We start from the raw sequence: 12,144 nt of genomic DNA, 5'->3' as shown, positions 1-12,144 counted from the left end.
ACTTTTAAATTATATTAGACATATAATGCTTTATTATGGGGCTTAATATATGCGCCTTTGACAATATCCATTTTTTAAAATCATCAAGCATATATAAATTGATAGTTGAAATTGGAACTCTTCAGTATATCTATACTTTAGTAGCTTTAATAGAAAAATTTCAGATGAACTTTAAGTAAGTAATTTAAGTAGTTTCTATGCCTTTGAACGTAGGTGAGGTATCTAAGAGAGGAATAAAGAATAAAAAAATCCCACTCCAATGATATAAATCATTTAAAGTGGGATATGTTATCATCTCCGCCTTATAAAAAAATATCACCAGGTTCAATCAAACCCTTGCCTATAACGGGGCTTACCGGAATTTCCTTACTCGCGCCATTGCTTTCAGGTTTCTGCTCAAGAGTGATTGTCACTTAGAAAAAACATCGATTCTCACCTAACCTCGACTCTCTGTGGCTTTTAAGAACTAAATGACTGTCTCCGTCAACGCATTTATTTTTAACGGGCATATTATCAATTTTTATTTTGAACTAATTGTTAATTATGATTTTATTGATGATGTGGTAATATGTCAATACATTTAAAAATTAAATAGCAATATAATATTTTTAAATATATTATATTGCTATTTTTATAATTATATAGTTTTTAAAAAGCAAAACAGTTAATTTTTTCTAACCTTTAAAATTCTCATAGAATTTAAAACTGCAATAAGTGCAACTCCTACATCTCCAAACACAGCTTCCCACATAGTAGCATATCCTACTGCTGCAAGAGCCATGATAAGAAGTTTTACACCTAAGGCAAAAACTATATTCTGCCAAACTATTACACTTGTTCTCTTTGCTATATTTATACCAGTTGATATTTTAGAAGGTTCATCGGTCATTATAACTACATCTGCTGCTTCTATTGCAGCATCTGAACCAACTCCTCCCATTGCTATTCCAATATCTGCTCTTGCTAGAACCGGTGCATCATTTATTCCATCGCCTACAAAGACCACTGCATCCTTTTCTTGCTTTTTACTAAATATCTGTTCAAGCTTTTCCACCTTATCTGCTGGTAGAAGCTCTGAGAATACCTTCTTTATACCAAGCTTTTCAGCAACTGCTTCAGCAACCTTTTTATTGTCACCAGTAAGCATTACTATATCTTCAATGCCATTTCTTCTTAAGCTTTCTATAGCTTGTTTTGAGTCATCTTTTATTTCATCAGCAATCAATACAAAGCCAGCATACTTCTTGTCTATAGCAACATGTACTAAAGTTCCAGCTTCACTAGGTTTTTCAGCTTTAATGGAGTTATCCTCCATTAGTCTTATATTTCCCGCTAAAACCTCTTGTCCATTAAAATTAATTTTTATTCCTCTTCCAGAGACCTCTTCAAAGGAATCTATCTTGTTCTTATCTATAGCCTTACCATATTCCTTAACTATTGAAGTAGCTATAGGGTGGTTAGAATAAAATTCAGCATAAGCTGCATACTCTATCAATTGCTCTTTTGTAAAACCATTTTTATTATCTAAATTCGAAACTTTAAACACACCTTTTGTCAAGGTTCCAGTTTTATCAAATACCACTGTCTTAACTCTGTTAAGCACTTCTAGGTAATTGCCTCCCTTTATTAGAATACCTTGTCTTGATGCCGCTCCAATTCCTCCAAAGAAAGTTAAAGGAATAGATATAACAAGGGCACAAGGACAAGAAACAACTAAAAAAGTAAGTGCTTTATATATCCAATGAGAGAAATTATGATCACTCATTATAATTGGAGGTATAAAAGCAAGTGCTAAAGCAGCAAATACTACTGCTGGTGTATAGTACCTAGCAAACTTAGTTATGAATTTTTCTGTTGGTGCTTTCTTATTTCCTGCATTTTCAACAAGGTCTAATATTTTAGCTACTGTTGATTGGCCAAAGTCTTTGGTTACCTTAACCTCTAACAAACCATTTTTATTAATGGCTCCAGACAGTACCTCATCACCGGATCTTACTTCTCTAGGTATTGACTCGCCTGTAAGAGCAGAGGTATCTATAGATGCTTCACCCTTTAATACTACTCCATCTAAAGGAATTCTTTCTCCTGCCTTTACAATTATAATATTTCCAACTTCTACGCTCTCTGGGTCAACCTTTGTTTCACCAGAAGCTATCTTTAAGTTAGCGTAATCTGGTCTTATATCCATAAGTCCTTGTATAGACTTTCTTGATCTATCAACAGCCATGTCTTGGAATGCTTCACCAATTTGGTAAAACAGCATAACTGCTGCTGCTTCTGGAAACTCTTTTATAGCAAAAGCTCCTATAGTAGCAATAACCATCAAGAAATTTTCATCAAATATTTCACCTTTTTTAATATTTCTAAAAGCTAGTAATAAAACATCTCCACCAGCAAGAATATAGCTCACTAAGAATACCCCTAGTTCTCCGTAAAAGCCAAAATTAAATATCATACCTATGGCATATATAACTATAGCAGCAACAATCCTTGCTATTCTTGCCTTAGACAGTTCACCGCCATGTTCGTGATCATGTCCATGGTGATCTTCTTCCTCTTCATAATGATGGTGTCCCTCTTCACTGTGATCATGTTCATGTACATGTGAGTGTCCATTACTATTTGCATGACCATGTTCATGTATCGCTTCCTTATGACTCAATTGGATATTTATATTTTCACCATCTTTAACTTGGTAGTCGTTATTATTTTGACAGCATTCATCCTCACAGGGAGCATGATATTTTACTGATCTATTTATTTTCGCCTTAGCAGGCTTTCTTACCTTAACATGAGGCTCTTGAGCTACAACTATATCTGTAACTTTTGATATGATGCTCTCTTTATACTGTTCCTCCACTGTCATAGTTAAGGTTCTATTGGCAAAATTAACGTTAGCTTCTTTTATTTCCTCTAACTTATTTATCTTATCTTCTATTTTAGCTGCACAGTTAGCGCAATCAAGGCCATCTAGATAGAGCTTTATTTGTTCCATTTATCTTCCCCCTTAAAAAACTGGTGCTAATTCTTGTATATAACTTTTTTATTATTTTCTAACCTCTGATATCTTCCTAAGTCTTGACTATGTCTAGCTATATTGTTAAAGTTCTCAAAAACTAAATTTTATAAATTAACAGCGCCTAATTTTTAAGTCTAAATTCTTAGCTCTCAGTAATTAGCCCTCTGTTATATGTTCTAAACCTTGATTAAATATATTTTTTACATGTTCATCATCTAGGGAATAATAAATGACTTTTCCTTCTCTTCTATGCTTAACCAATCTAGAAGTCTTTAATACTCTAAGTTGGTGAGATACTGCTGACTGAGTCATCTTTAGCAAAGCTGCAATATCACAAACACACATTTCGGCCTCAAAAAGTGCACATATTATCTTAATTCTTGTACTATCTCCAAATATTTTAAAAAGTTCCGCCAAGTCATATAAGGTTTCTTCCTGCGGTATCTTTTCACTAACTTGTCTTATAACATCTTCATGTATAATGGTGCAATTACAACTTTCAACTTTTTCATTAATCATTTAATCACCTCACATCATTTTCCAACAAACATATGAATAAGTGTTCATATGTTAATATCATTATATGCTTTTTGCGAAAAATGGTCAATAAAAAAGGATGAAATTGAGAAATATTTTTATTTACAGTAAAAAGAGGTTTAAAAATAATTCAAAAAATTATTTTTAAACCTCTCTTAACACATCACCATTAATCCCATTGTCCAATTGGATCTATCATGTTACAAACCTCCTTATTATGATACTTATATATTAATATTTTTTACACAATTTGTAAATATAATTTCAATATTTGTATTTTTATGGTAAAATGTAATTGTACTGTATTTTATAGGTAACCTTAAGAATGTTGTATTTTTCTAACCTAAATTTATTTTAAAGGAAGATATCGCATGAATTACAAATTATATGATTGCAAAATTGAGAAGATTTTGATAGAAAATCAAGAGTTGTTATATTTACTAGAAGATAAAAATGATCCCTTATCATTCTATTTAAAATTGGGAGATAAACTTAATGAAAAAGGAAAAATCTCTGACTCCTACTATTGCTTCAAAAAAGCTTATAAGTTAAGAGCAAATAGTAGTGATGATATTAAGGCGAAGATTTCAATATGTCTAAGCTCATTAGCTTTAAAACTTAATCGAAATAATGAGGCATATAAAATCTTATTAGAAGTATTAAATAATGATCTTTATGTATCATCATACAAAAAGTCTAAATTAATATTAAATTATATATTAGTGTTAAAGAAACTTAAAAGGTTTGACGAAGCCTTAGATAATATATTATTTTTCGAAAGTAACTTTGGAGTAAGTACTATTAATCTATTTAATCTACTAACCCTAAAAGCAAACATATTAAAAGAAAAGGGCTTTTCAAAAAATGCTGTAGAAATTCATAAGCTTTTATTTGACTCTAGTAGTAATCCCGAAGAAAAACTTGTTGCATGCTGCAATATGCTGAGCATATATCTAGAAGGTTCTAATTTAGGTAAACTTAAGGAGTATGTGGAGATTGTTGAAGATTTAACTTATGACTACAGATATTGTGAGAATAAGCTCTACGAGGCTGATATATATTTTTCTCTTTTCCACTACTATAGATTTATTAAAATTCCTAAGAAAGCAGATAAGTTTTATAGACTTGCTTACCTTAGCGCTGTTGCCAATAATAATTATATGATTGCTGAAAGTTGTATTAATTCATGTTTTTATATAAACACCAAACTTAAGCTAAGTTAACTATCATATTATATTAAAGATTTAATTTGTAACATAAATTAACTAAAAAATTCGCTGAATCAAATTTCTTCAGCGAATTTTTTCTTGTGTACCTGCCTTTTTTTCCCTCATTGACGAAGGTCTGGCTGATAAATATTATTCTGCAATTATATTAAAATCTATGTTTAATATTATCTTTTCAAATAAGTGGTTATATTAGAGTTTGCTATATATCCACCTATTTTTAAACAATACTTTTTGTTCTTCTACTCCATTATTTCTTAACTGACCAGCAGCAGCTTCAAAGCACCCATCAATATTGTCCACAATATGAGCATCGCTACTTATATTCATAGGAATATTCAGTTCTTTACATCTTGATATTATCCATTGACTTGGATAAAATTCTTTAATATACCCCCTAGTTACTCCACCTGTATTTACTTCTACAATAAGATTATTTTCTTTTATTACCTGCAATGTTTTTTCGATCTGATTAACGTATCTTTCGTCATCTTCCCTAAAAAACAAGTTATCCTTATTAAACTTCTTTATCAAATCTAGATGACCTATGATATTAGGTTTGCTTGAAGAAGCCATTTCTCTAATAAAAGTATAATATGCTTCTACAAATCTGTAAGCATCTCCATCATAACCATCATCAATTATTGTTCTTAGCTCTTCTTCTGAATAGTCCACAGTTAGATACTTTCCACTATCTTTAATAGGCATAAAATGAACTGATCCTATACTATATTCTAGTGGAATAGATTTATATATTTCATCTCCTGGTCCCATAATTCCCTTTATATAATCTATCTCTAAGCCTAGGCATATATCAATTTTTTCTTTATACTCTTCTTTTAGACTTAATATTTCTTCCAGGTACTTGTGTAGGTTTTCCTGTTTCATAGTCCAATCATTTTTTATGGCCACCGGAGCGTGACTAGAAAAACCAATAGCCTTAAAGCCTAGTTGAATAGCTTTCTTTACATAGTCTTCAGGCTCACCTTTACCATCACAATAGTTATTATGCATATGATAGTTAAACAGTTCCATTATTATCCCTCCTTTTAAGATGTATATTGATAATAATATCTATTTTTACTTATGTCTACAACTATTAATTAAATTTATACAAAAGTCACAAGAGGCCTAGATTGTCATACAAGTACAAATTAAGTTTCAATATAGAAACTCTTTATTTATACCCGAGATTCTTTCTTTTTACATCATACAAATCATATCCATCAAGACTAAAGAATTCCTTTAGTCCTATCCTTTTAAAAAGCTCTATCTCTTCGCTATATAATGGATACATTCCTGTTAAGTATACAGTCTTTGTTGGTAGTTCTATCTTAGCCTGTGCTTGATTTAGAATAGAAGGTGCAAAAACAAAATAGCCTACCATATCCGAATCCTTTGATATAGGCTCCTCCAAGGTAAATAAGTCTCCATACCCAAATGGCTTCTCTCCTCTAAAGTTAGTTGCTAGAAACGCTGAAGCAAATCCCCAAGCTTCTTCTTCTGATTTGACAGTAACCATTAATTCAGGTCTTCCATTCTGCCAGTCTGGATGCTTTCCTTCAGATAAACCATAGGTCACGGAAGTTATCATTCCCTTCTTTGGAAGATTGTAATAATAGAATATATGGATTGGCACTCCTCCGTCCAAGCATTCCGCTTTTCTCACAGAATGCGGTTTACCAAACAAATTTTCAAGTCTTTCCACAAAAACCTCTGCATCACTTTTACTGCTTTCATTAATACTATTGAACCCCATATACATTCCCCTTATCCTACTATATTTTAATTTATAATTTTTATGGTAATTCTTTTATCTTCAAAAAATAAATATTTGTTACTTATTTTTTATCCTAAAACCACAGCCTATTTGCAACATAGGTTTTAGCCATACATTTCTTATTAGATGCTTATATATCAACAAAGAAATCCTTTACATAAGTACCAACTTTATTATATCATACCTAACAAAAAATCGCTAATCAATAACAATTAGTTATTTTTTATCAGGTATGTTTGTATATTATTTAAGTTTCCAATAATAAATTATTATATTTTTAGTATACTCTTAGTTAGTAACTTTAAATAAGAATCGAGAGTTATATATTTCATTTTATAAAATCTCTTCTAACTGCTTCATAGTGTCAAAGGCTTCACTTAGTTGTCCATTTTTACTATATGCTTCTGAAAGCTTATACATCGCAAACAAATTTCCTTTTTCAAAGTCATACTCTTTTAGAGTATTCAAAAATTCTTTCATATAATAAATAACTTTCTCTATATCATTTCTTGACTCTAAAATAAAAACCAAATCAAAGTAATTATCATAAATAATCTCAGTTTTTTTATACTTTTCAGCCATTCTTATAGCCATCTCAAGAATCATTATACTTTCTTCATATAGTCCTTGTTTAAAAAATATCTTTGCTTTTATATTAAGAGTATTTGATAAGGTTTCTTTATCTACTCTATTCTTTATTATATTTGCTTTAGATAAATATCTCAAAGCCTCATTATATTCGCCTTTTTCATAGTAGCATTCACCTACATTATTATAGATTAAAGCCAGTAACTTTTGATTTTCATCATTCAGATCTTCAAGCAATTTAAAATATTCTTTTAAAGCTTCATCTCTTCTACCAAGCTTATCTAATGAAATAGCCTTTATTACCCTTGCATTAGTAACATATTTAGCTTCAACTATAGAACTTCTCTTTAAAATATTTTTATCAATTATATCTATAGATTTCTTATAAGATTTACTACGCCCATATGCATTAGAAATATTTAAGTTTGCTCTAAAAAATATATCATTGCTATCTTCATATATTGAGTATGCTATGGCTTGGGTATAGTAGAATATAGCTTCATCATACTCACTGAGCTTTAACTTACAACTTCCCATCAAATCATAGATATTAGCTTGAAGCTTGTCTTCTCTAAGTTCCTTGTATATTCCTAAGCAATTATTTAAGCATATAAAAGCATTATTATTATCTTTTTCTTCCATGTACCTCAAAGCTTTTAAATGATATATCTTAGCCAATAAATCAAGTAATTGAAACCTATTGGCTATAACTATAAGCTCGTCTAATTGCTTATGATTATTTTCTTTTTGCAATTCCAGCTCACAATAAATTCTAGCATCTTCTTCAGGTTGCCTATAAAAATACTCTTCATCAAGCTCAATCTTTATTGAGTTCTCTTTTGCTATAAGATTGAACTTTTCCGATAGCTTTTTTGAGCTTTCCTTACTTACATTTCTTTTCCCAATCTCCATCATGCTAATAAAGCCTACAGACATGTTTTCCGATTCCAATTCCCACTGATTAACCCTTAAGTTTGTCCTCATTAGTTTTATTTTCTCATTTGGACTATAAAACTGCAAATAGATCATCCCTTCACTCATCAATACTTTTTTATCCCTAATACCATTATAACTATCTTTTCCAAAAAACACATCAATAAATATAAAATTGTGACATTATTGTATATTATTATAAAAAATAAAAAAGTCTAGTTACAAACTACATAACTAGACTTTTTATTAAATCTTAGGTCCAACCTTGTTCCTCTGCCATTACTCCACTTTTATTTTTACTTGGCTCTTCAATTGTTGTTGGAAATCTGCTTTTAGCCCATTGGTTTTGTGTTTTGGTACCATTTTTTTTGAAGGTCTTCTCTGTATAAACTCTTCTATGTCTACTGTTCATTACTAGCACCTCCATAAATTTTTAATTATATATATGCAAACTTAGTTATCAACCATCTTGTCGACTATTTTTTCAACTTGTCTTAGATTGGCGAAACAAGTAAAAGCTTTGCATATATTTTTAGTACCTAACACCATCAAAGACCTCATTATAGATTATTTTCGACGTAATCTATAGAGTAAAAACTCTTTAATGGTATACTTATAGTATGCTATATTTTGCGCTTCTTATGATGCATACTTTCTACAAAAAACTCCATAACCTAGTGTAAAAGTTCTTAATATTTAACTCATCCATAATTTTTATCTTCTTATAATAACAATAAATTCACAGTATTCTTTCAAACTATATATTATGCATACAACAGTCGATTCTTCTGCTTAATTTCGATATATTTACTATATGTTTTTAATATTAATTCAACTTTTTCTTCTTCAAAAAAATAATTTAGAATTAGATATTCTAATAAAACAACTGAATATATAGAATTATTTTATTTATTATCTTCCTTCTATCGACATAATATTTTTATAAGTTTTATCAATAAGTGCTAGTAACTTACACAAATACGAATTTATATACCTAAATATTACTTTCCAATTCAGCTTTAATCATTTAATAGTTTCCTGTTTTATCCTAGATAATCAAGCTTTTAAGCATTAACTAACTCATTTATGTAAAAACCAGGCTCTTGTTTAATTTAAACATCTATGCTTTTCAAAAGTTATTAATATTTCTCATATAAGTCCACTAAACCCGAGAATCTTCTATCTTAATTCAATAATCAACACCATTATCCTTAAAACGTCCTATTATCGCTAAGTTATACTTATTTGTCAACGCCTCTACATAAAAACACACAAAATTGTAATTTTCTTACATAATAAATTTGCTGTCTTATTATGTAGAAAAAATCGCATTTCAGAGTAAGAGGTTCAGTTACAAATAAAAACATGCTTACTTTTTCATACTTGCTATATTCTTGTATGCAAAAAATTAATATTTCTCATCATATTATAATAAATTTATTAAATGAAAATTTAGTGATTTATTTGTATACTATAGTTAAAGGTACTATAATATGAAATTCATCATGTATTTAAAGTACACAAATTCTTGATTAACTAAAATATCTGACTTGTACCAAAAATAATATAAAAATATTTTAGAACTAAAAGAGAGCTTAATCAAACTTCTTAATACGGAATTTGATAAGTTGATTTCATTAATTTTTATTAATAAAGGAGTTAATAATGTTTAAAAAGATACTACTAGCTTTTTTTGCCCTAATAATATTATTGTGCGTAGTTATATTTATTAAAAATGATTTGAATAGCAGTAAGTACAGCTTTTCTAGTGTAACTGAACAAATTAACTATAATTGCAGTTTAGTAATGAAAGTTGAAAATAAATTATATAATTATGGAACTGCTGGAATATTTGAAATAGATAACGAAAAAGACAATATTATATCAAATAAGACTATAGAAATAAAAAATAACAATTTAAATTATTGTAGCTACCAGATCACAAAGAATCAGGATTGTGTATTTACTTATATAGATAACGAGAAATCAGTAATAAAAATTAAATCTCCTTTATCTGAAGATTTAAGAGAGTTTTTAGTGACATCATTTTTAAAAGAAAGAGTAACAAATATCATAGTATTCCCTTTTAAGAACACTAATAAAGTATTTGTCAACGCTCAAGGAAACTTTTATTTTGTAAATTTATTATCTAAGAAGATAACCCCTTTAAATCATGGTAAGTATAAAATTCCATCGATGAATTTAAAACAAAATGTAGTAACCATTGTAAAAGTTGATGCATTGACAAACCTTACTTATGTATTTGACGAAGATGGAAATACTATTTGCAAATATTTATAATACTATATTGAAAAGATAGGGTGATTACTATTAAAATATTCTTTACAAATACAATTGAAGATTTGCTTATTTTCAATAAGGAATCTAAAGCCTCTAAACGTTCTAAATATGCTAAATTTATTTCTACAGGTATCGCTCCAATAATAGTAGTTTTAAATTTAATTTATCAATATCTTAATCAAGCACTAAACTTCTTATCCATACTTATGGTTGTATTCGGTATACTATGGATTATATTTTTTCCTAAATTTCTTGATATAATTTATAAAAAGCGTTTTCTTGATATGTTAGGACCAATTAATCTTGAATCTACCACTTTAGAATTATCCGAGGAAGGATTTGAAGCAACAAGTAGCTCTTCTGAATATAGGCTACCATGGAACTCAGTAGATGATATAATAATTACTAAGAAGCATATACTAATTTACCTTAACATAAACAGTGGCATGTCAATACCTTTTAACGCATTCTCTTCTAGTTTAGAAAGAGAGTCTTTTACTAAGTACCTTTATGACCACATCCAATAACTTTAATAGAAATCTTATTTACTATCCTGTTAGCTATAGGCTCTGCTTTACCTCCTATAGCATATATCCATACCTCAGTTCCTATGGCACTATTATAACTATCATAAGCTTTATTAAAATGTATTGATGCAAATAGTTCTGCTCAAAAAGAGTTAGCTTTATTAACTCCATATTCTAAATCTGTATTTACATCGCATTCACCTGGAGTAACATCTATAACCTCTTGTCCTTCTTGTGTTAAATATTTTATTACTGCAGCTTTTACTTTCCTGTCTTCAGAGGTTTCATCAATTATTCCTGAAGCCCCTGGAGCTTGAAAGTTATGCCCACCTCTTATTGCAATTTTCACGTTTACCACTCTCCTTATAACATCTCTTGTACTTGTTTGTACAGCAATTGATTTTGTTGAATATGTGACTTTTTTAATAATTTCCACTTAGTTGATGTTTTTTCTTTATCTGCTTTTATGAAACCCTAAATTCTTTAAAAAAACCTATACGGTTAAAAAGCCACTAATGAAATTTCATTAGTGGCTAAAACTTAATAATATCTACTTTTTAATATTTTAATGATACCTTTTAATATATTACTTTTGTTGCTCTTACTGTTCGTTTTTATCGTTAACTGCTTTTTTGTTGCCATCCTTTAGCTGAACTAGCGCATTTTGCAATTGCTCTGGTATAGGCAGTCCAAGAGCCACACAGTTTTCCAGCAAACTAATTCCTTCGTTAGCAATATAAAAATAGCATACTAAGGTTCTAAATACCCAAGTACCTGTATTTAATAACTTATCCAGTAAAACAGCTACTATAAGTACTATAAATATAACTGACTTTTTAGCTATGCCTTTAAAACCTATGTCACTAGATATTATCTTATTTATATAGGCTTTTATAACTCCTGTAGCATAATCAAGCACCAAAAAAGCAATTAGTACCATTAACGCCGTATCCCACATGCCAAAAATCCAAGTTATGTCTGTCCCAATTACAGCAATTATTGAGGTTATTATATTTTGTTTATCTATTTTATTCACCTCCTATTAGCCTGTAAGCTTATAAAAAATCAAGTAAAATTACCTTCTCTGTCAACCGTTCCATAAGCTACTTTTAATTATATAGCTTTATATATTTATTTTAACATCTTCAAGTCTTGTACATTATTATTGAATAAATAGCAAATGAATTTTATACTATAATAGAAGTAGCTAAAAAATCCAAGTGTCAATTGATA

Annotated in this window: 11 protein-coding genes; 3 read left to right on the top strand and 8 right to left on the bottom strand. The window is 29.3% G+C overall.

Going from position 1 to position 12,144, the window contains the following annotated elements; all coding sequences use genetic code 11:
• Positions 1-664: 664 nt before the first annotated feature.
• Positions 665-2,995, bottom strand: a complete 2,331-nt coding sequence (locus GXK57_RS09865; RefSeq protein ID WP_160675146.1) for a heavy metal translocating P-type ATPase — start codon at positions 2,993-2,995, stop codon at positions 665-667.
• A 180-nt stretch (positions 2,996-3,175) separates the two neighbouring features.
• Positions 3,176-3,538: a metalloregulator ArsR/SmtB family transcription factor gene (locus GXK57_RS09860; RefSeq protein ID WP_160675143.1), complete on the bottom strand. Its 363-nt coding sequence runs from the start codon at positions 3,536-3,538 to the stop codon at positions 3,176-3,178.
• A 389-nt stretch (positions 3,539-3,927) separates the two neighbouring features.
• Here GXK57_RS09860 and GXK57_RS09855 point away from each other — a divergent pair, with 389 nt between their 5' ends.
• On the top strand, positions 3,928-4,779 hold the full coding sequence (locus tag GXK57_RS09855) for a hypothetical protein (RefSeq protein WP_160675140.1): 852 nt from the start codon (positions 3,928-3,930) through the stop codon (positions 4,777-4,779).
• A gap of 195 nt (positions 4,780-4,974) precedes the next feature.
• On the opposite strand, the gene hisJ is transcribed toward GXK57_RS09855, so the two are convergent.
• The 4 genes from hisJ to GXK57_RS26345 all read right to left on the bottom strand — a co-directional run bounded on the left by hisJ (position 4,975) and on the right by GXK57_RS26345 (position 8,495).
• Positions 4,975-5,817, bottom strand: coding sequence for a histidinol-phosphatase HisJ (gene hisJ, locus GXK57_RS09850; protein ID WP_160675137.1), 843 nt, complete (start codon positions 5,815-5,817; stop codon positions 4,975-4,977).
• A gap of 142 nt (positions 5,818-5,959) precedes the next feature.
• Positions 5,960-6,541: a suppressor of fused domain protein gene (locus tag GXK57_RS09845; protein WP_160675134.1), complete on the bottom strand. Its 582-nt coding sequence runs from the start codon at positions 6,539-6,541 to the stop codon at positions 5,960-5,962.
• Between the two features lie 354 nt (positions 6,542-6,895).
• Positions 6,896-8,170, bottom strand: a complete 1,275-nt coding sequence (locus GXK57_RS09840; RefSeq protein WP_160675131.1) for a tetratricopeptide repeat protein — start codon at positions 8,168-8,170, stop codon at positions 6,896-6,898.
• Between the two features lie 166 nt (positions 8,171-8,336).
• Positions 8,337-8,495, bottom strand: coding sequence for a hypothetical protein (locus GXK57_RS26345; RefSeq protein ID WP_183278970.1), 159 nt, complete (start codon positions 8,493-8,495; stop codon positions 8,337-8,339).
• 1,253 nt (positions 8,496-9,748) lie between these two features.
• On the opposite strand from GXK57_RS26345, the gene GXK57_RS09835 reads away from it, so the two are divergent.
• Positions 9,749-10,384 (top strand): hypothetical protein, encoded by a 636-nt coding sequence (locus GXK57_RS09835; protein ID WP_160675128.1) that lies wholly within the window; start codon positions 9,749-9,751, stop codon positions 10,382-10,384.
• 20 nt (positions 10,385-10,404) lie between these two features.
• Positions 10,405-10,911: a YcxB family protein gene (locus GXK57_RS09830; RefSeq protein ID WP_160675125.1), complete on the top strand. Its 507-nt coding sequence runs from the start codon at positions 10,405-10,407 to the stop codon at positions 10,909-10,911.
• 142 nt (positions 10,912-11,053) lie between these two features.
• On the opposite strand, the gene GXK57_RS09825 is transcribed toward GXK57_RS09830, so the two are convergent.
• Positions 11,054-11,260, bottom strand: a complete 207-nt coding sequence (locus tag GXK57_RS09825) for a hypothetical protein (protein ID WP_160675122.1) — start codon at positions 11,258-11,260, stop codon at positions 11,054-11,056.
• Positions 11,261-11,512: 252 nt separating this feature from the next.
• Positions 11,513-11,938 carry a phage holin family protein gene (locus tag GXK57_RS09820; protein WP_160675274.1) on the bottom strand — a complete coding sequence of 142 codons (426 nt, stop codon included), beginning with the start codon at positions 11,936-11,938 and terminating at the stop codon, positions 11,513-11,515.
• Positions 11,939-12,144: the final 206 nt, after the last annotated feature.

Origin of the sequence: Clostridium sp. C8-1-8, assembly GCF_009928445.1 — a bacterium.
Taxonomy (GTDB): Bacteria; Bacillota; Clostridia; order Clostridiales; family Clostridiaceae; genus Clostridium_AR.
Note: the sequence above shows the minus strand (reverse complement) of the source record. Positions and strands in the feature narration are given on the sequence as shown.